The sequence below is a fragment of the Gilliamella sp. W8145 genome (assembly GCF_016101145.1).
GTDB classification, from domain to species: Bacteria; Pseudomonadota; Gammaproteobacteria; order Enterobacterales; family Orbaceae; genus Gilliamella; species Gilliamella apis_A.
Genome location: NZ_JACFRC010000003.1, coordinates 132,720 through 153,549, shown reverse-complemented (window position 1 = coordinate 153,549; position 20,830 = coordinate 132,720). Strand labels below are relative to the sequence as shown.

The 20,830-nt window shown below is 35.1% G+C and carries 21 protein-coding genes and 2 tRNA genes; 8 read left to right on the top strand and 15 right to left on the bottom strand.

The features are described 5' to 3' along the window. Positions 1-196: 196 nt before the first annotated feature. From nagB to H3T80_RS09770, 3 genes are read left to right on the top strand one after another with little or no spacing between them, the layout of a single operon-like run. Positions 197-1,003: a glucosamine-6-phosphate deaminase gene (nagB, locus tag H3T80_RS09780; RefSeq protein WP_110448757.1), complete on the top strand. Its 807-nt coding sequence runs from the start codon at positions 197-199 to the stop codon at positions 1,001-1,003. A gap of 11 nt (positions 1,004-1,014) precedes the next feature. Continuing rightward, the gene (gene nagA, locus H3T80_RS09775) at positions 1,015-2,157 is read left to right on the top strand and encodes an N-acetylglucosamine-6-phosphate deacetylase (protein WP_034903256.1); all 1,143 of its coding nucleotides are present in this window, start codon (positions 1,015-1,017) and stop codon (positions 2,155-2,157) included. 36 nt (positions 2,158-2,193) lie between these two features. Beyond that, positions 2,194-3,417 (top strand): ROK family protein, encoded by a 1,224-nt coding sequence (locus H3T80_RS09770; protein ID WP_198201562.1) that lies wholly within the window; start codon positions 2,194-2,196, stop codon positions 3,415-3,417. Positions 3,418-3,473: 56 nt separating this feature from the next. On the opposite strand, the gene asd is transcribed toward H3T80_RS09770, so the two are convergent. The 13 genes from asd to H3T80_RS09705 form a co-directional block, all read right to left on the bottom strand. Beyond that, the gene (gene asd, locus H3T80_RS09765) at positions 3,474-4,577 is read right to left on the bottom strand and encodes an aspartate-semialdehyde dehydrogenase (RefSeq protein WP_110448759.1); all 1,104 of its coding nucleotides are present in this window, start codon (positions 4,575-4,577) and stop codon (positions 3,474-3,476) included. 294 nt (positions 4,578-4,871) lie between these two features. Further along, on the bottom strand, positions 4,872-5,021 hold the full coding sequence (locus H3T80_RS09760; protein ID WP_198201561.1) for a hypothetical protein: 150 nt from the start codon (positions 5,019-5,021) through the stop codon (positions 4,872-4,874). Positions 5,022-5,236: 215 nt separating this feature from the next. Then, the gene (locus tag H3T80_RS09755; protein WP_198201560.1) at positions 5,237-5,668 is read right to left on the bottom strand and encodes a PTS sugar transporter subunit IIA; all 432 of its coding nucleotides are present in this window, start codon (positions 5,666-5,668) and stop codon (positions 5,237-5,239) included. A 17-nt stretch (positions 5,669-5,685) separates the two neighbouring features. Beyond that, a complete protein-coding gene (locus H3T80_RS09750) occupies positions 5,686-6,684 on the bottom strand; it encodes an SIS domain-containing protein (RefSeq protein ID WP_065613650.1) in 999 nt (332 codons plus the stop codon). A gap of 2 nt (positions 6,685-6,686) precedes the next feature. Then, on the bottom strand, positions 6,687-7,766 hold the full coding sequence (locus H3T80_RS09745) for an SIS domain-containing protein (protein ID WP_198201559.1): 1,080 nt from the start codon (positions 7,764-7,766) through the stop codon (positions 6,687-6,689). 13 nt (positions 7,767-7,779) lie between these two features. Further along, the gene (locus H3T80_RS09740) at positions 7,780-8,604 is read right to left on the bottom strand and encodes a PTS system mannose/fructose/sorbose family transporter subunit IID (RefSeq protein ID WP_110448763.1); all 825 of its coding nucleotides are present in this window, start codon (positions 8,602-8,604) and stop codon (positions 7,780-7,782) included. After that, positions 8,585-9,418, bottom strand: a complete 834-nt coding sequence (locus tag H3T80_RS09735; RefSeq protein WP_198201558.1) for a PTS sugar transporter subunit IIC — start codon at positions 9,416-9,418, stop codon at positions 8,585-8,587. Before H3T80_RS09735 ends, H3T80_RS09740 begins: the two co-directional genes overlap by 20 nt. 17 nt (positions 9,419-9,435) lie before the next feature. Then, positions 9,436-9,903 (bottom strand): PTS sugar transporter subunit IIB, encoded by a 468-nt coding sequence (locus H3T80_RS09730; protein WP_065613642.1) that lies wholly within the window; start codon positions 9,901-9,903, stop codon positions 9,436-9,438. 14 nt (positions 9,904-9,917) lie between these two features. Continuing rightward, positions 9,918-10,601 carry a GntR family transcriptional regulator gene (locus H3T80_RS09725; RefSeq protein ID WP_110448765.1) on the bottom strand — a complete coding sequence of 228 codons (684 nt, stop codon included), beginning with the start codon at positions 10,599-10,601 and terminating at the stop codon, positions 9,918-9,920. Then, entirely contained in the window at positions 10,598-11,320 is a 723-nt protein-coding gene (locus H3T80_RS09720; protein ID WP_198201557.1) for a GntR family transcriptional regulator, read from the bottom strand. The genes H3T80_RS09725 and H3T80_RS09720 overlap by 4 nt, the downstream gene beginning before the upstream one ends. A 473-nt stretch (positions 11,321-11,793) precedes the next feature. Then, positions 11,794-11,870: transfer RNA gene (locus H3T80_RS09715), tRNA-Pro, on the bottom strand. A 31-nt stretch (positions 11,871-11,901) separates the two neighbouring features. Continuing rightward, a tRNA-His gene (locus tag H3T80_RS09710) sits at positions 11,902-11,977 on the bottom strand. A 124-nt stretch (positions 11,978-12,101) separates the two neighbouring features. Continuing rightward, on the bottom strand, positions 12,102-13,397 hold the full coding sequence (locus H3T80_RS09705) for a serine dehydratase subunit alpha family protein (RefSeq protein WP_198201556.1): 1,296 nt from the start codon (positions 13,395-13,397) through the stop codon (positions 12,102-12,104). Positions 13,398-13,778: 381 nt separating this feature from the next. Between H3T80_RS09705 and H3T80_RS09700 the strand changes: the two genes are divergently transcribed. Further along, the gene (locus tag H3T80_RS09700; RefSeq protein WP_034901087.1) at positions 13,779-14,459 is read left to right on the top strand and encodes a response regulator transcription factor; all 681 of its coding nucleotides are present in this window, start codon (positions 13,779-13,781) and stop codon (positions 14,457-14,459) included. An 18-nt stretch (positions 14,460-14,477) separates the two neighbouring features. Beyond that, positions 14,478-15,782, top strand: a complete 1,305-nt coding sequence (locus H3T80_RS09695; RefSeq protein ID WP_110448768.1) for an ATP-binding protein — start codon at positions 14,478-14,480, stop codon at positions 15,780-15,782. Here the strand turns inward: H3T80_RS09695 and H3T80_RS09690 are convergent. Next, positions 15,779-16,528, bottom strand: a complete 750-nt coding sequence (locus tag H3T80_RS09690; RefSeq protein ID WP_198201555.1) for a M15 family metallopeptidase — start codon at positions 16,526-16,528, stop codon at positions 15,779-15,781. The two genes, H3T80_RS09695 and H3T80_RS09690, sit on opposite strands and share 4 nt — an antisense overlap. 103 nt (positions 16,529-16,631) lie before the next feature. On the opposite strand from H3T80_RS09690, the gene H3T80_RS09685 reads away from it, so the two are divergent. From H3T80_RS09685 to H3T80_RS09675, 3 genes are read left to right on the top strand one after another with little or no spacing between them, the layout of a single operon-like run. After that, positions 16,632-17,822 carry a bifunctional tRNA (adenosine(37)-C2)-methyltransferase TrmG/ribosomal RNA large subunit methyltransferase RlmN gene (locus H3T80_RS09685; protein WP_198201554.1) on the top strand — a complete coding sequence of 397 codons (1,191 nt, stop codon included), beginning with the start codon at positions 16,632-16,634 and terminating at the stop codon, positions 17,820-17,822. 19 nt (positions 17,823-17,841) lie between these two features. Then, positions 17,842-18,456 carry a hypothetical protein gene (locus tag H3T80_RS09680; RefSeq protein WP_198201553.1) on the top strand — a complete coding sequence of 205 codons (615 nt, stop codon included), beginning with the start codon at positions 17,842-17,844 and terminating at the stop codon, positions 18,454-18,456. Between the two features lie 51 nt (positions 18,457-18,507). Continuing rightward, entirely contained in the window at positions 18,508-19,086 is a 579-nt protein-coding gene (locus tag H3T80_RS09675) for a manganese efflux pump MntP family protein (RefSeq protein ID WP_198201552.1), read from the top strand. Between the two features lie 84 nt (positions 19,087-19,170). Here H3T80_RS09675 and groL read toward each other — a convergent pair whose 3' ends face one another. After that, positions 19,171-20,817 carry a chaperonin GroEL gene (gene groL, locus H3T80_RS09670; RefSeq protein WP_065613631.1) on the bottom strand — a complete coding sequence of 549 codons (1,647 nt, stop codon included), beginning with the start codon at positions 20,815-20,817 and terminating at the stop codon, positions 19,171-19,173. Between the last annotated feature and the right edge of the window lie 13 nt (positions 20,818-20,830).

The window sequence follows — 20,830 nt, the reverse complement described above, 5'->3', positions numbered from 1 at the left end:
CACATCATTAAGTAAAAGAAGTAAGTCAAATACATTTGACATTATATTATTTTACTTCGCAAATTAAATGTTTGCCTTTTGTGATTTATATCACGCTTTTTTTTTGCTTAATTAGTTTAATATAGTAAAATAACCACAACATATTTTACTTTAAAAAAAAAGATTTATTCAATTATATCAGAAGAGATTATATTTTATGAGACTTATTCCTTTAAAAAATGCGCAAGAAGTTGGCGCGTGGGTTGCTCAGCGCATCGTAAACAAAATTAATCAATTTAATCCAACTGCAGATCGTCCTTTTTTACTAGGTTTACCAACGGGAAGTTCACCATTAGTGATGTATCAACAACTAATTAAACAGTACCAAGCGGGTAAAGTAAGTTTTAAACATGTTGTGACATTTAATATGGACGAATATGTCGGTATTCCTGAAGATCATCCACAAAGTTATCACACTTTTATGTATGAAAATTTCTTCAACCATATTGATATTGATAAAAACAACATCCATATATTAAATGGTAATGCAGCTGATATCGAAAAAGAATGCCAAGAATATGAAGAAAAAATCAAATCCTACGGCAAAATCAATATTTTCCTTGGTGGCGTAGGCCAAGATGGACATATTGCATTTAATGAGCCAGGTTCTTCACTTTGTTCACGAACTCGTATCAAAACTTTAACTGAAGATACCATTATTGCCAACTCACGCTTTTTTGATAATGATATCAAACAAGTGCCAAAACATGCATTAACCATTGGTGTTGCAACATTAATGGATGCCGAAGAGGTAATTTTATTAGTTTGTGGACACAACAAAAGTTTAGCATTACAAGCAGCGGTAGAAGGAAGTGTTAACCATTTATGGACTGTTTCCGCATTACAAATGCATCCAAAATCAATTATTGTTTGTGATGAGACAAGCACTGATGATCTAAAGGTAAAAACATTAAAATATTTTAAACAAATGGAAGCAGATAATCTTCAAGTAACCATTTTATAAAGGATAACTCAATGTACGCATTAACCAATTGTCGTATTTACACTGGTTATGAAATTCTTGATAATCACGCTGTTATTATTGACGGTGATAAAATTGCAAAAATTTGTAAACAAGAACAATTACCAGCTGATATCACCATTAAAGATTTACAAGGTGCAAATGTTGCACCAGGCTTGATTGATATTCAAGTCAATGGCTGTGGTGGTGTGCAATTTAATGAAACTCTTGATGCACTAAGTATTGAAACCTTAGAAGCTATGCAGGCAACTAACCTCGTGTATGGTTGTACTAGCTATTTACCAACCTTAATCACTTCAACTGATGAGTTTATGATCAAAGCAGTAAACGTGATGCGTGAATATTTAGCTAAGCACCCTAACCAAGCATTAGGTTTACATCTTGAAGGGCCTTATATTAATCCTGAGAAGAAAGGTATTCATAATATAAATTACATTCGTCAACCTTCACAGGAGATGATCGACTTTCTTTGTGCAAACGCCGATGTAATCAAAATCATTACCCTAGCTCCAGAAAAAGTTGATGCCAAACATATTAAACAACTATGTGATGCCGGAATTCATGTTTCAGTTGGACATTCTAACGGCCACTATGATGATTGCCGTCGTGGTTTCAATGCGGGTATCCGCCTAGGTACGCATCTATTTAATGCTATGCCTTATATTACTGGTCGCGAACCAGGTGTTGTTGGCGCAATTTATGATGAACCAGAAGTGTATGTCGGTATCATTGCTGATGGCCAGCATGTAAGTTGGGCGAACATTCGTAATAGCCACAAAATTAAACAAGATCATTTAATTTTGATTACTGATGCGATGTTATTAGCTGGCTCTAATTTAACTTCTGGTGTATTTGCTGATAAAACTATCTATTATAAAGATGGCCGTTGTGTTGATGAAAATGGCACATTGGGGGGATCAGCATTAACCATGATTGAAGCAGTAAAAAATGCAGTAGAGTATGTTGGTATTGCTTTAGATGAAGCATTAAGAATGGCAACACTTTACCCAGCCAAAGCGATTGGTGTTGATAAACAACTTGGTACAATTAGTGAAAGCAAAATTGCCAACTTAGTTATTTTTAATCGTGACTTTTCAAATGTGAAAACTATTGTTAATGGAGAGATGAGCCGTTAGAATGTCGGATAGTTAATGAAAATATTGAGATAAAATATGACCTTTAATTATCTACATCTAGTCGGCAATGCTGAACTAATCAAGCAATTAAATTATGCAATGATTTATCGTTTGATTGTTCAGCAAGCGCCCATTTCACGTATTCAACTCGCCGAAATTAGTCAATTAGCACCAGCTAGTATCACCAAAATAACTCGCCAACTCCTCAAAAAGAATATGATCAAAGAAGTTGATGCCCAACAATCAACGGGGGGACGACCTGCGGTTTCAATACAAGCAAAATTTGGTTACTACCAGACAATTGCCATACAATTGAGCCGTTCGCATGTCACGATTGAACTTTATGATTTAGGTGCCAATAGTCTAGCATTTGAAGTTTATCCACTTACTACTTTTACGCAACAGTTAGCACAAGAATATTTAATTGCACTCATTAAACAGTTCATCGAAAAAAATAATAAAAAAGTTAAACATCTTGTTGCGATCTCAGTGGTTTTACCCGGTTTAATTGATTCAGTGCGAGGGATCATTCGTTATACTCCACATATTCAAGTTAAAGCATGGCCTTTAGCGGATGTATTACGTGAGCAGTTTAATGTTTCGATTTTTATTGGTAATGATATTCAAAGTTTGGCATTAGCTGAGAGTTATTTCGGTTCAACTCAAGATGTCGATGATTCAATTTTAATTCGTGTACATCGTGGTGTTGGTTCAGGGGTTATCATTAATCAACAATTACTCACTAACCATAACCAAACCGCTTGTGAAGTTGGACACATCCAAATTGATGCATTAGGTGAACGTTGTCATTGTGGAAATTTTGGCTGTTTAGAAAATCGAGTAGTTCACAAGGCCATTGAAGCACGAGCAAAACAGATGATAGAACAAGGTTATCCAACTAAATTAAGTTTAGATAACATAAATATCAGCAATATTTGCAAATATGCCAATCAAGGAGATGAGTTAGCGCTTAAGTTAGTTAAAGATGCCGGTGAAAATCTGGGTAGAGCTGTCGCGATAATGGTGAATATTTTTAACCCACAACGGATTGTATTAGCTGGCGAATTAACAAAATCACCCGATGTATTATTAAATGCAGTAACTAGTGCGTTAAATGCTCAAAGTTTAGAAGAGTTAAGAAACAATCTAACTATCAATTGTTCAACACTTAATGACCGTTCAGCAATTGGTGCATTTGCCTTAGTACAACAAGCATTATTTAACGGTTCACTGTTAATGACCTTGTTAGAAACAATCTAATAAATTGCTTTACAATAAAAATAAAAGCCCATAAACAGGGCTTTTTTTATTCATCATTAAGCTAAGATGCGTAGCATTCTTCGTAATGGTTCAGCAGCACCCCATAATAACTGATCGCCAACCGTAAAGGCTGATAGATACTCTTTACCCATATTCAATTTACGTAAACGTCCAACTGGTGTACTTAAGGTACCTGTAACCGCAGCTGGAGTAAGTTCTCGCATAGAAAGTTCACGATCATTTGGTACAACTTTAACCCAATCATTATGAGCAGCAAGTAGTTTTTCAATCTCAGGAATGCTGATATCTTTCTTCAATTTAATCGTGAATGATTGACTATGGCAACGTAATGCCCCAACTCGTACACAAAGTCCATCAACTGGAATAATCTGACTCGTTCCTAGAATTTTATTGGTTTCCGCTTGGCCTTTCCACTCTTCACGACTTTGGCCGTTATCAAGAGCTTTATCAATCCATGGGATTAAGCTACCCGCTAAAGGCACGCCAAAATTATCAGTCGGTAAACTACCATCACGCATTTTTTGCGTCACTTTGCGTTCAATATCTAAAATAGAAGAGTTAGGATCTTGTAGTTCTTTAGCAACTTCAGCGTTTAACATTCCCATTTGGGTCAGTAATTCACGCATATGACGTGCACCACCACCAGAAGCCGCTTGATAAGTTGAGACAGAAACCCAATCGATTAAGTTTTCAGCAAATAATCCACCAAGTGACATCAACATTAAACTTACTGTACAGTTACCACCAACAAAAGTTTTAATGCCTCTATCTAAGGCTGATTGAATGTTAGCTTTATTCACTGGATCAAGAACAATAATTGCATCATCTTCCATACGTAAAGTTGACGCAGCATCAATCCAGTAGCCTTGCCAACCGGTTGCACGCAATTTTGCATAAATTTCAGAGGTATAATCACCACCTTGGCAGGTGACAATAATATCTAATGCTTTTAAAGCATCAATATCATCGGCACTTTGTAATATTCCTGTTTTTCCGCCAAAAGAAGGAGCTGCTTGACCAGCTTGAGAAGTAGAAAAGAAAACAGGATTGATATAATCAAAATCATGCTCTTCAACCATACGTTGCATAAGAACAGAGCCCACCATTCCTCGCCAACCGACAAAACCAACATTTTTCATAGTTTATTTCCAAAAGTAGATGTTATATAAAGAAATATTCATTTACTATTAAAGCAAAAAATCACCATAAAACAAGTCAGATAAGAATTATTTTTCTAGTCAAGCAGATAATAACGTGGTGTTATATATAATTTTATAGGCAAAACTGAATATTATGCTAAAACTAGCACTTCATAAACTAGTCAGTCATATTCGTTTTCCACATAAAAAACACCACCATATTGACAAAATTATTAATAAAATGGCCATCTTCTTGGTTAGCTACAATAAAGACGTTTTCATTTTGAGAATGATTTATCTCACCGAGTCGGTTAGATCCTTTTCTGTTTCTATCCAACCATAACTGTCAACTGATGAATAAGAGTGGTTAGATACACAACTAATACAGTTCACTAATGATAAAAAGACGATCATGATAAAAAAAATTTTTTTTAACCAGAACATTATTGATCTCCTTTTATCATGCTCTATAAAAAATAAAACTAGAATAATTATCTAGTTCTATCATTTATATCTTAATGTATCAAACGATTATTATTCATTCGCTTTGGCTAACTCTTCGTCTAAAAGATAGATTATTATTGTAATTTAGATAATTGGTTTTTGATAAAACAAAGCCCGAATTATCGGGCTTATTGTAGTTTTGTGCGTTGTCAATTTTAGAAATCTTCATCACTTGGTTCATCTGCTGCCATTGCTGCAATATTATACCGCTCAATCCCTTGAGTTCCGGCTTGTATAATATCTGGTAACAATGTTACTAGATTTGCGTCAGAGCGTTGCATAAAGGTTTCTAACAACATAGGGACATTTACACCAGTGACTATTTCTATATTAGGAAAATCAGCCATCAATCTAACTAAAGTATTAAATGGTGTTCCACCTTTTAAATCAACAAAACATACAATTTCTGAGCCAAAATGCTGTAACTCTTCTAGCTTTTGTTGCAGTTGTTGTTGAAAATCATCTGTTGATTGCCCCATTGCAAACGAAACCGATTCACACTGAGATTGTTTACCACAAATCATTTCAGTCGTTTCAATTAAGCTTTTCGCTGTTGAACCATGTGTACTGACTAATACAGAAATCATCGATTTAAGTTCCTATTTTAGTAATCTAAACAACGATAATAACGACGGATTGACATTGGATGACGATTTAAATGTTCAACATAAGCATCGATACGATTATTGATAGCACGGAAAACAAATGGTGAAAGATTGCCACGATATTTTTCTGATATACCCGGTAATTCATAATCTTTGGTATCAATAATAGTATAATTACCACAAATTTGCGGTAAGAACTTAGCGACTCTTTCACTTAATGGGCGTTGAGTATCTTCACCGACATAAACGGTTACCGCAGTATCACGATCAATAACTTCTAATGTACCATGGAAAAATTCTGCTGACTCAATTGATTTTGAACGTAACCAATGTTGTTCTTCCCAATAACACATAGCATGAGAATAAGTTGCCCCCCATTGATTACCTGCGCCAACAAAATAGTGCATTGGATCATTATGATGTTTTTCAGCAACTTCTTGACCAAATTTATCGGCTTTTTTCGCAACGGCAACAATATTTTTAGCAAAATGTTGATCCATTTGTTGGTAGAACTCGTCATAATCAGGGAATTCTCCAGCTAAAAACATTAAACGATCAGCAGTCATAAAGAATTTTAATTGTTCATTCATTGGATAAACAACTACATGATCAGCCATATTTCCTAATGGAGTATCGGCTTTATCCATGAAAGCAAATACAGTTGAACCAACTTCTTTTTGGATTTTTTCAATAGCAGCAACCACTTCTTGTGTTGTGCCAGTTACAGATGAAATAATGATAAGCGTATCTTTAGTAATACGTTTGTTACCAGTTACTAAATATTCAGCAGCGTGTTGCACAAAAGTCTCAATCGCTGTTTTTTCTTTCATATGTACAACTGCTTGCATTGATGATGCATAAGTACCACCAATACCTAACCAACAAACGTTGCTATAACCACGCGCGTGGATTTTATCAATAAATTCATTAATTTGTGGTCTTAATGCTAATGCACCATTCATGCTGTCTAATTCTTTCTTTTCGTCATATTTTCTCATTTTTAAATCCTCTTAATTTTTGAGCTAGTTATTTCATCAAATTCTGGATAGGTTGATTTTTCAAGGTTATGACCTTTTAATCGTGAAACTTGGTAACTTAATAGATGAATTGGTATTGTCATAAATAATGATGCGTACAGTTCATCTATATCAATATTAAGACACAAATCGTCTTGTTTAACGTTGCTACTGTTATTGGCGTAAATCGTAGAAATATTTTTAACATGTTTAGTTAAAAATACTTTTAACAATTCAGCACGGTTAGATAACACGCCATGCGGCTCAAGAAAAACGATATTATCATTCTCATGTAAACCTAAATATGGGCCATGCATATACTCCTCGAGTTCTTTACCGAAAGCATTATTACGTATAGTTTCGGTGAATTTTGTTTCGCCTTCTCGAGCAATACCATAGGTTGCACCGTAGCCAATAAATATGACTCGTTGAGAATGATAAAATTTGTGTTGATATTGATTTACCCAAGCTTGGGATTGTTCGATAACTTTAGGTAGCAAACCTGCAACTTTTCTAAGTTGATCGAAATAACTGGCAAATTGTTGATCATCCATGCTGCCATTTTTTTGTGCAATGACTAAAGCAATTAATATCAAATCAAGTATCGTAACGCTATAACCAGCACTGACATAAGGCATTTCCTCAATAGGAATACCCATAGATAATACATTATTGCTAATTTTATATAATGGGCTATCAGGATTACTGGTAAGCGTATAGATAGTTTGATTATTCTTGATAAACTCTTCAACTAAATGAATCGTTGAATAGCTTTCTCCCCCTTGCGAAATAGCAAAATAGAGGGTATTAGGATCGCTGTAATGTAAATAATTAGCAGCGATTGAAGGATCTTCAATATAAACGGGAACCTTTAAGATTTTACTCATTAAAGGTCTCGCCCCATAAGCTGCGTTAGAACTTGAACCAGTAGCAAAGATAACAATTGAATTAAATTGTTTAACTTTACTTGAATCAATAGTATCAACAAACAATGTTTGATAATTGTCTAAAATACTTTGATAATATTCAGGTTCTAATGCTACATAATCAGCAATACTTTTCATTAAATCGTCCCTGTTATTGACCTAGTAATCCACTCCAAGCACCAAAGATACCAATACCAGCAATCAGTAATAAGATCCAATGTGCTTTTAGTCCTTTTCTGTCTAATAAAAAGATAAATAAAGTAAATAATAACGGCAATATTTGCGGAACAATGCCATCGAAAATATCCTGTAATGACGTTGCATCAGAGCCTGAGCCAATGGTTAGTGGCATATTTAATGTCACCATCGTCGCCACCATGGCCCCTACCACCGAGAGCCCCAAGATAGATGCTCCATAAGACAATTTATCCATCAAGCCAGTTTTTTGTACTTTTTCAATAAAAGATGCACCAATGTTATAACCAATAAATAGACCAAAATAACGAGCAATAATGGCTGGAATATTGAAAATTAATAAAAATAGTAGTGGCCCTAAGATATTACCTTGCATCGCCAGTGAAGTACCAATACCTGTTGCAATAACTCGTAATGTTCCCCAGAAGAATGAATCTCCCAAACCACTTAGTGGTCCCATTAATGCGATTTTGACGTCATTTATTGAACTTTCATCAAAATTTTCATTTACGGCATTTTGCTCTTCCATAGCAATAGAAATACCTAATGGGAAAGTAATTAACCATGGCGTAACATTATAAAACTCTAAATGTCGTTGATAAGCAGTAGTTAATTGTTCTGGTTTTTGGCTATAAATTTTTTCTAAAGCAGGACGAATCGCAAAAGAATAACCTAAATTCATTTGTCGTTCATAGTTCCATGACCACTCAGCAGTGAAAGAACGCCAAAATGTTCGCATTAAATCCTTTTTAGTAATTAAATTAGAATTCTTCATCTTCATAATTGATCTCCTGTCCTACTAAAGCATTGCCTGATTGATTATTAACTTCTTGATTATCTGTGGTGGTAAGTTTTTTGCCGGTAAATGAAGAGTAACCGGTAAGAATTAACGCCATACAAGCGCCAAAAACTGCAACACCAGTGACAGGTACTTTCATATATACTGCTACAGCAAAACCAAGAATAAAGAATGTCGCATTGGTTTTTTTGATCATAATCTTCATTAACATAGCAAAACCAAATGCAGGTAATAAGCCTGTTGCAATTCCTAAACCGTTAATGACAAACTCAGGGATCACATCAAGTAAGCTTTTTATTGCTTCACTACCAAATAAGTAAGAAAAACCAACAACTAAACCAATTGGTAGGTTGATAGAAAAGAAACCGCCGAAAATATTCATGCGATCAACGCCTTTACCATTACCTTCACTAGCATACTTATCTGCTTTATGTACAAAGTAAGGTAAAATGAACAAGAAACATAAGTTTTTAACCACTAAAACCAAAGAAGCAATTGGAATCCCTAAAGTTAAGGCTACTGCCGTACTTTTACCGGCACCAATCGCAAACGCAGTTCCTAATACACTACCTGAAATAATTTCTGGAGGAATAGATGCACCAATAGAAAAAGAACCAACAAACGCCAACTCTAATGTCGCACCGATGATAATTCCTTGTGTAACATCCCCCATTACTAGCCCTGCTAAGGTACAAGTAACTAAAGGCCTTGATAACATAGATGAACCTAAAAAGTATTCACCATTGGCTAACATAGCAATCAAGGCCAAAATAATTGCTGTAATAACAATACTCATTTTGTATTCCTTTTTGTCTATTTTTCAAATTTTTGCTTAGATTCACTTGGGATCTGTTGTATATACACTTCAACACCATCTTGTTGTAATCCAGCTAATAAGTCCGCTTCTAACTCTGTCAAATTAATTGTTTTAGAATAATTTTTGGTTCCTTCACGAGGTTTAGTTCCTCCTAAATTAAGACTAGTTATTTGTCCTTGAGTTCCTCGGATGAGTTTTTCTGCATCTTCTACCGATTCCACCACAATTAACATCTGATATTTATCTGTTACACCAGAATTAATAGCGCCAATACTGTCATCAATTGACTTCATGACTAGTTTGGCATTTTCAGGTTTAGCTAATCGGATCGCTGATTTACGAAATTCATCATTAGCAACAGCATCGTTGGCAACTAAAATAGTATTAGCTCCAACATTATCGAACCATGAAACAACAACCTGACCATGCAATAAGCGGTGATCGACACGTAACAATTTAATCATTGGTTTTCTTCCTCCTAGGTGAAATCCACCACATATTTGGTATTACTAGCGAATTTGTATTCAATAGCAATCGGTTCGCTATTTATATCAAAATAGTGATTAGACACTTTAAATAATGGTTCATCAATTTGGCAGCGTAATTGCTTAGCCAATTCGGCATTGGCAACAATTAGCTGTAAATCTTGTTCTAATTTATCGACTTTTTTCTTACCCGAATTAGTAATTTCAAGTGCTGATAGCACTTTTATTATTGAAACTTGAAAATCAGGGAAATAGTGAAGGGGTAAAAGAAAAATCTCTTTTACTACACTAGTTTTAGCAACTTCTAAAAAACTAATATAATAAATTAGTGCTGACGGTTTTATCTTTAATAACTGGCTATAGTAAGGGCCAGCTTTTCTTAAATAATTCTCTTTAAGAATTTTTTTATGATGTTGATAAGTGCCAGGTTTAATAATACCAGTCATCTCAAGAATATTTTGGGTAGACAGCATTGGTGCAACAAATAAACCAATCCCTTTTTTTCGTACAACCAAATTTTTTTCTACTAATAGGTCAATAGCTTTACGAACAGTAGTACGACTGACATCAAAATCTTTTTGTAATTGAACTTCTGGGGGGAGCTCCGCACCCACACCATATTGACCCGAGTTGATCTGTCCCATTAAATGATCGGCAATTTTTTCAAACAATTTCATAATTGTTTTTCTCCATAATTGAAGATATTTTTCGCCGATAAATGATATTTAAATCGCTTTCCTGATAGATATTGCTCGGTATATTCAAATGGTTGAAAGTTAATATCAAAGCTATTACTCGATACTTTATAAATGGGTGTTCCTTCAATAACCTCCAAATATTTAGCTTTATCTTCGGTTGCTGACTCATAAGTAATTTCTTCACGACCGTGACTTGGCTTGAATGGATAATGCTCTTTCAAAAATTGATAAAGAGAAACATTATTCAAATCGACTTGTTCTAAACCTTTGAATCTATTAGATGGTAAATATGTTACTTCGTAGGAAAGCGGAGTTTTGTTTAATATCCTTTGCCGAACAATTCTAATCAATTTTTCATTCGAACCAAAAAAAGATCTCAATTCAGCTGGCATATTAATAATTTGATTGGTGAGAACTTTAATATTAAGGTCAATATCGTCTTCTTTTTTAACTTCTTCACTGAAAGAAGACATTTTTAACATATTAATCTCAAAAATTTTATGTGGTTCCACATCAGTATCATTTTGGAATACATAACCTTCCATAGCTAAATCATTTAAAGCGTTTCTTATTGTTGTACGACTTACACCAAAATGTTCTGCTAGTGCTCGTTCTGTCAATTTCTTACTGACAATAGTCGGATTAGCTTTAATCTGTTCTTCAACATAAGTTTTTGAAGCTATTTCACGATATTCCAAAAAACACACTCCATTGATGGACTTTTTTATAAAATAGATATACGTTAAGATAACGTAAACATTGTTAAAAAATAAACAAAAAAATACATGTTGTCAATTTTAAGTACCAAATTTGTTGTATAGATCACAGTTTTTATAATTATTTATAATTAAATCAATATGATATATTTAAAAATGTATCTGTTTATTTGATTTACAATAAAGGAAGATTTGAAGAAAACTCAATGTAAAAACGCAATTTTATCAAGTCATAAGAAGGAACGAAGTATAAAATGTTTGTAGAGTTAATTATAAAGAGCATGGTAAATATGCATAGTTACAGCTTAGATAATTTAGAAGGATAATAATGTCTAGTCGTTGCTAAAGCAACGCTGTCTCGTGCTACTCGGCTCGAACCTCTTATCGGTTCGAATCAAATGCATTGTTGTAGTAACAAAAAAGCCCACTCAAACGAGTAGGCTTTCTTATTAAATTGGTCGGCGAGAGAGGATTCGAACCTCCGACCCACTGGTCCCAAACCAGTTGCGCTACCAAGCTGCGCTACTCGCCGTCAGAAATTGCTTCACATTCTAAATATAAAATGGGGTGGCTAATGGGACTCGAACCCACGACAACTGGAATCACAATCCAGGGCTCTACCAACTGAGCTATAGCCACCATAGAAGCAGGACGAAATATTACGCATAAAAAATAATATTGTCCAGCATATTTTTTAAAAATAATACCAATTGGTCATATTAAAAGCGTTAAAAGGTTATTCTTTTAGCATTTTTCAAAAAAATTAGGCTTTATGCGACATAATATCAATTATCTGAGTGTCAGTTGCTTTCATACTATTGCTAACTATCGCCCCTAAATTATTAATTGAAGTTTCAACGCTATCACAAACAATACCTTCATTACCTGTAACACGAATTCGGTTTAGCGCCATTAATACAGCTTTAAATCCGGATGAAACCGAAGTTGAAACTTTCATTGCACAGCTATTTGACGCACCATCACAAATTATTCCAGACAAATCACCAATCATGTTACATATGGCCATATCAACTGCCTCATATTGGCCTTTACCCAGTAACCACGCCATACCGGCAGCCGATCCCATGGCTGCTGTTGAGGCTGCACAAAGAGCTGATAATGGCGGAAATTTACTATGAATATAAATGGCAATGGTATGCGATAAAATAAGCGCTCTCGCTAATTGTTCTGGCGTTGACTCTAAATAATCGGCAACAACAACGACTGGCATAGTTGCAGTAATACCTTGATTGCCTGAACCTGAATTACTCATAGCTGGTAACGTTGCACCACCCATGCGAGCATCTGATGCAGCAGTAGTACGAATAATCACTTTAGACAATAGATCATCAGCTAATAAGCCATTTTTAGTTTGTTCATGTAATGTCGCCGCAATACTTAAGCCATAATCTCGTCTTAAGCCTTCCTGAGATAAGGCATCATTTAATTCTGCTGAGTGTAAAATAAATTCGATATCAGCAAAATCAGCCTGCGAGGCAAATTCATATATCTGTTTTACCGACATCAATTTGATGATAGCCGCGTCTTTCGAATCATCTTGCTTTTGGTTATCGGCTTTAAAAATTATTTTGTCATTTTTTTCAATCAAAATCACATTAGTATGTGAGCTTTCAATACAGACGCGGACATGATCATGATTAGTATAAATATTAGCTTCAGAATAAATAGCGGTATTATTATCGGCAATTTGCACATTAATTTTATGCTCATTGAGCATCGTTTTAGCTTGTTCGATCTGTTGCTGAGTTATATTTTTAAGGACTTCAAGGCCTGCCCCAGCATCACCACCAATGGCGCCGATGGCCGCTGCAATAGCTAATCCCACCATACCAGTGCCCGGAACCGTAACACCCATGCCATTTTTCATTAAATTGGGCGAGACATAAGCATCAATGTGGCTAATTTTATTTTTATCAATATATTGAGTTGCCGTAGCAGCAGCTAAAGCAAGTGAGATAGGTTCAGTGCAACCAAGTGCTGGCAAGACTTCATGCTTCACCAATTTGATTAATTGTTGCCACATTACTTGTTGTTCCATTTTTTATCTCCATATTACTAACCGTAATGTTAGCAAGTGAAACGTTTAGCCATGAAATTAAGTGATTATTTTATTCTATTTAACTTGAAAACTGAATGTTAAGCTCACATATCAAAGAGTAAGTGAACATAATTTATCAGTTCAATACTGATTTTATTAATACGTTAAACCACTATAAACAGATTTTTATTCAATCACTTTTTGTTTAAAACATACACGACAAAAATAGACTAAATCTGAAACATCTATACTTAACTGCATAGTAAATAAATTAATCAGGAATAGTTCAAAATATGTAATATTTTAGTAAAACCACCTGACTTTTTTTTTATTATTGCAATAATGTAACTATCAAAAATTAAATAATAATGGCGAGATATGATAAATATTTTATTAATTGATGATGATGTAGAATTATCACAAATGCTTAGCGAATATTTAACCAATGAAGGTTTTAATATTAAAAGTGTTTATTTAGGTAAGGATGGTATTGATGAAGCGCTATCAGGTAAATATCGTGCAGCAATTTTAGATGTGATGTTACCTGATATTAATGGCATTGATGTCCTAAAAAGCATTCGTCAACAATGTAATATGCCAGTTATTATGTTAACTGCCAAAGGTGATAATATTGATCGCGTATTAGGGTTAGAATTAGGTGCTGATGATTACATTCCAAAACCATGTTACCCACGTGAATTATTGGCAAGATTGAGAGCGGTGTTACGTCGGTTTGACGAACGTTCAGTCGAATTAGTTGATGAGAAAAAATATCATTTTAATGGCTTAACTTTAGATCTACCACAACGACTTTGTACTTGGAACGGTCAACCGATAGATCTCACCTCTACTGAATTTAACTTGTTAGTTTTACTCGTTAAACATAGTGAGCGAGTGGTAACTAAAGAAGAATTGTCTGAAATAGGTCTGGGTCGTGCTCGAGAATTATATGATCGCAGCGTCGATGTTCATATCAGCAATATTCGCCAAAAACTACATCAAGTAGCACAAAATGATGTGACCATTGAAACAATAAGAGCGGTTGGCTATCGTATCCGTTAATCAAGCCATAGGTTTGCTATGAATCGTCGATTATTTTGGAAAATACTGGTTATATTTTGGATAATTTTTTATCTTACTTTCCAATTAACTTGGATTGCTTTCTCTTATTATATAGAAAGTAGAAATCAACGATTCTTAAATCATATGCCGACTAAAGTGGATATGATTGCTCAATTATTGCATGTTGCCGGTGAAGATGAAACACTCAATTTTATTGCACATTTACCCGAACGTGAGCGAGTTTTATTGTCAATAAAATTGGTGTCTCCACAATATGATCAAGTTAATATCATCACAGATGAATTAGAACCTAGCTCTTATGTATATCAACGGATGGCAGTGGCGCCCGATGGCACCCTCTATTCGGTATCATTTAAAGACGATAAAACCGATCACAGCAATAACAAAAATAAAACTTTATTTAATATGCCGACCCCTATTTTGTTAATGGGGATCTGTGTTGGTTTAGTATTCAGCCTATTTTTAGCATGGAACTTAACTAGACCAATGAAATTACTAAGACAAGGATTTTTCCGTGTATCGCAAGGTGATCTGTCGGTTCGGTTATTTAAAAAGTTAAAACCTCGTCGTGATGAACTGAGTGAATTAGGTAAAGATTTTGACATGATGGTTGAGCAACTCAACATCTTAATATCTGATCGTCAAGCGCTACTTCATGATGTTTCTCATGAACTCAGAACCCCTCTGGCCCGCTTACAATTGGCAATCGGTCTTGCCCAACAAAATAAACAAAATATCGATACAGCTTTAGCTAGAATTGAGTTAGAGTCGCAACGATTAGATCAATTAATTGGTGAGATTCTTAATTATTCACGTGCAGAAATGAATAATCGAACCGATGAATACTTTGACTTAAAAGAGTTAATTGGTGTAGTGGTTAATGATGCCAACTACGAAGCCAATCACCAATCTATTGAAGTAGAGTTTAACTTATCATCCATTAATCACTCTATTGTTAAAGGTAATTCTGAACAGATACGACGCGCGATTGAAAATATTATTCGTAATGCTATCCGCTTTTCTAATGCAGGCCAAACGGTTGAGGTATCATTAAAAGAAGCAGGAAAATATTTACAAATTGAAGTTAAAGATCGTGGTCCGGGTGTCGATGCCAGCAAATTATCGAGTATTTTTGAACCCTTTGTCCGTATTCAGTCAGCACAGTTAGGTAAAGGCTATGGACTAGGTCTAGCCATCGTCAGAAAGACCGTTATTATGCATAACGGCACTATTCAAGCTAATAATCGCGATGGTGGTGGTTTAGTGGTAACAATCAAACTACCTTATTGGCGAAAAAATTAATAACAATCCGGATTAACGGTTAATACATACTCTTTTACCAGACTTTCTAAGGTAATTTTATCGTAACCAGTAAAATTCAGATTTTGCATAATCATCTGTGGATTGCTATCAAGTATTGCTTTATATTCAGCAAGATATTGTTTGGCGATTGGTTTATATGACCAATGCCACTCTTCTGGCAAATAGCCCCCTTTTCGTCCCTCATTGAATGGTTGACAAAAACCATATTTTGGTAAGTTTTCACGAAGCCATTGATACAAAATAATTCCCTGTTTATCATTTTTAAAATATTCAGACGATACACTAGTAATATCAATATCTGTTCCCCAATGATGTCTTGATGTACCAGGCATTGAAGATAATTTTAAAATTTGTTCAGCAATTTTTTGTGGATTATTCAACTTAGGTAATAATGCATCCCACTTACGTTGCCAAATACCATTTTGATAGGTGTAATTACGCGTAGCACTCACTACAATAAAAGGAATATTAGGATAAGATTTTTTAAAATCATTATAAGCCTTAATCAACTGCTCAGTTGGTTCCTTCTGTAAATACATACCTTTTTTGTTTACGGGTAATATTGTTGAGTCGAGAGCAATATAATTACTATCTTTTTTTTCATCAAATTGCCCAGTAAGTTTATTTAATGGAATAGATTGTGCCATAGCAAAGGTTGAACATAAGAGTAAAGTTAAAGTTGAGCTAAAATGAGTAACTGTTTTCAATGTTATTATTTTTTTCATCATTTAGATTCTAATTAATATTATATTAGCCAGACAGGGTGAAAACCAGTATAATCCTTTCCCTAAAAATTGAAATAGCCATAATGTGTAAAAACGAGGCCATATGTTAACATCAGCTACACACAAATCGTCTAATAATTGTTTGGACGTGACAAATACAACTAATCAAAACACCACCAATCCAACTAACGAAAAAATAAACTTACTTAACTTTACCAGACAACAGTTAAGAGAATTTTTTATTTCGTTAGGAGAAAAACCATTTAGAGCGGATCAAGTGATGAAATGGATCTATCATTTTGGGATAGATGATTTCGATCTTATGACCGACATTAACAAAAAATTACGTGAGCAATTAAAAAAATTAGCTGAAATTAAAGCACCTAAAATTGCCATCGAGCAACGTTCATCCGATGGCACTATAAAATGGGCTTTAGATGTAGGCAATAATCAAATGATTGAATCAGTTTATATTCCTGAACGTGATCGTGCGACCTTATGTGTTTCATCACAAGTGGGCTGTGCTTTGGAATGTAAATTCTGTTCAACAGCGCAACAAGGTTTTAACCGTAATTTAACCGTATCTGAAATTATTGGCCAAGTTTGGCGCGCATCAAATGCCATTGGCGTAACAGGTAAATTAGCCGATCGACCTATCACTAACGTTGTTATGATGGGAATGGGTGAACCTTTACTTAACTTATCCAATGTCGCACCAGCAATGGAAATTATGCTAGATGATTTTGGTTATGGTTTATCCAAAAGACGCGTGACGCTTTCTACTTCTGGTGTCGTACCCGCTTTAGATAAATTAGCTGGCATGATTGATGTAGCATTAGCTATTTCATTACATGCACCAAATGATGAAATTCGTAGTGAGATTATGCCAATTAACCAAAAATATAATATGGCAATGTTACGTGATTCAATTTTACGTTATCTTTCAACCTCGAATGCTAATCATGGTAAAGTGACCATCGAATATGTATTACTCAACCAGATCAATGATAGTGTTGAACATGCCCATGAGCTGGCTAAATTCCTGAAAAATGTACCAAGTAAAATCAATTTAATTCCATGGAATCCTTTCCCTGGTGCGCCTTATGCGCGTTGTTCAAACACCCGAATTGATCGGTTTATGAAAACATTAATGGGTTATGGATTTACGGTTATCGTTCGGAAGACTCGTGGCGATGATATTGATGCTGCTTGTGGTCAACTTGCTGGCGAAGTTGTAGATCGTACCAAACGAACGCTTTATAAAAAGCAAAATCTTGTTCAACAAACAGCCTAAAACAACCGAGGAGTTGTACATGAAAAACGTATTAATAGCATTAAGCAGTTTGGTCATGCTAATGCTAACAGGCTGTCAAATGAATGGTCGTGAGGATTTTGATCCAGAAACCGCTGCGTTAGCAAGAATGCGATTAGGCTTAGGTTATTTAGCCAAAGCCAATGAATCTGAAGATAACGTTAAAGCGGCACATTATAATCTAAAATTGGCCGCTCAATATTCACCCAATAATCCTCAAATCATGCTAGCAATGGCAATGTTTGATCAACATGTTGGTGAATATAATGAAGCAGAGATGATTTATAAACGAATCACATTAATGCAACCAGGTAATGGTTTATATCGTGTGCACTATGGTTCCTTTTTATGTGGTAGAGATCGTTACCAAGAAGCGAAACAACAATTTGCCAAAAGTCTAGAACTAGATCGGCACCGCTGGAAAGCAGATACCTATGAGCAATATGGTTATTGTGCTATCCAAAACGGCGATAAGAAAACGGCAGATCTAATGTTTAAACAACTTTTTGCATATGATACCAGTCGTCGAACTAATGTAGCAAAAACAGCCGAACTTTATAAAAATAAAGGCGACAACAAGATAGCTAACTATCTATTTTTAGTATCAAAAAAATAAATTATAAATACAAAATTAAAATTAACATCACTGGAAGCAAGAGTATATATCATGAGTTTTTTGGCTATTTTACTGCTAGCATTAGCCATGTCTACAGATGCCTTTGCGGTAGCGATTTGTCGTGGCGTATCACTAAAATCAACGCCGTTTTTAGGCGCATTAAAAGTGGGGATCTTATTTGGTTTTGTTGAAGCCATCACGCCATTACTAGGCTGGTTAATTGGCTATATTGCCCTACAATATATTGAAAGATGGGATCATTGGATTGTTTTTACCGTCATGTTATTGTTAGGTCTAAACATGATCTATCATAGTTTTAAGGAAGATAACGATGACAACTGTGATGCAAAACCACTTCCTTCATCGAAAAAATCATTTTTAATATTAGTTCTTACTGCGATTTCAACAAGTATTGATGCATTTGCTGTTGGTGTCGGATTAGCACTTGTCAGCGTTAATATTTATATTGCCGCCACCATGATTGGACTTGCAACCTGTATCATGGTTACGTTGGGCTTATTGCTAGGTAAAAAAATTGGTTGTTTAATTGGTAAACAAGCATCATTTATCGGTGGCATCGTTCTTATTGTCATCGGTTCAATAACATTGTACCAACATCTCACTATATAATTTTATTCTTTACTTAAGTTTAGATATAAAAAAACCACTCACATATTGGAGTGGTTTTTTATTTTGACTGGTTAAATAGGGGAATTACATCATTCCGCCCATTCCTCCCATGCCGCCCATACCACCAGCAGCACCTAAGTCAGCTTTATCATCTTTAGGTAAATCAGTAACCATACATTCAGTTGTGATCATAAGACCTGCTACTGATGCAGCATATTGTAATGCACTACGTGTTACTTTAGTTGGATCTAAAATACCCATGGCAATCATATCACCATATTCTTCAGTTGAGGCATTGTAACCATAGTTACCTTTCCCGCCTTTAACCGCATTAACCACAACAGAAGCTTCTTCACCGCAGTTAGTAACGATTTGACGTAATGGCGCTTCCATCGCACGAAGAGCAACTTTAATACCAACGTTTTGATCTTCGTTTGCACCTTTAAGGTCTAAAATTGCAGAAGCAGCACGAACTAACGCAACACCACCACCAGCAACAACACCTTCTTCAACTGCTGCACGAGTCGCATGTAATGCATCTTCAACACGTGCTTTTTTCTCTTTCATTTCAACTTCAGTTGCTGCACCAACTTTAATTACTGCAACACCGCCAGCTAATTTAGCCACACGCTCTTGAAGTTTTTCTTTATCGTAATCAGAAGTTGATTCTTCGATTTGTTTACGAATTTGTTCAACTCGTGCATTAATTAATGATTCTTCACCAACACCGTCGATGATAGTTGTGTTATCTTTATTGATAACCACACGTTTAGCTTGACCTAAATCTTCAAGTGTTGCTTTTTCAAGCTCTAAACCAATTTCTTCAGAAATTACAGTACCAGCAGTTAAGATTGCGATATCTTGTAACATTGCTTTACGACGGTCACCAAAACCAGGTGCTTTAACCGCTGCAACTTTAACAATACCACGCATAGTATTGACAACTAATGTTGCTAATGCTTCACCTTCAACATCTTCAGCGATGATTAATAAAGATTTACCTGCTTTAGCAACGGCTTCTAATACTGGTAATAATTCACGGATATTAGAGATTTTTTTATCTGCTAATAAAATATACGGACTATCTAATTCAACAGTCGCAGTTTCTGGTTTGTTGATGAAATATGGAGATAAATAACCACGGTCAAACTGCATACCTTCAACAACATCAAGTTCATCTTGTAAACCAGTACCATCTTCAACAGTGATAACACCTTCCTTACCTACTTTTTCCATTGCTTGAGCAATTAAAGTACCAACTGTTTCATCAGAGTTTGCTGAAATAGTACCAACTTGTGCAATCGCTTTAGAATCAGCACATGGTGAAGATAATTTTTTAAGCTCTTCAACTGCTGCAACTACTGCTTTATCAATACCACGTTTTAAATCCATAGGATTCATACCAGCAGCAACCGCTTTTAAACCTTCGTTAACGATAGCTTGCGCAAGTACAGTTGCAGTAGTGGTACCATCACCTGCTGCATCGTTTGCTTTTGAAGCGACTTCTTTAACCATTTGCGCACCCATGTTTTCGAATTTATCTTCTAATTCGATTTCACGAGCAACTGATACACCATCTTTAGTGATAGTTGGCGCACCAAATGATTTATCTAATACAACATTACGTCCTTTTGGACCTAAAGTTACTTTAACTGCATCAGCTAATACATTAACGCCTTTAAGCATTTTAGCACGAGCGTCATTTCCAAATTTTACATCTTTAGCTGCCATCTTCGTATTTCTC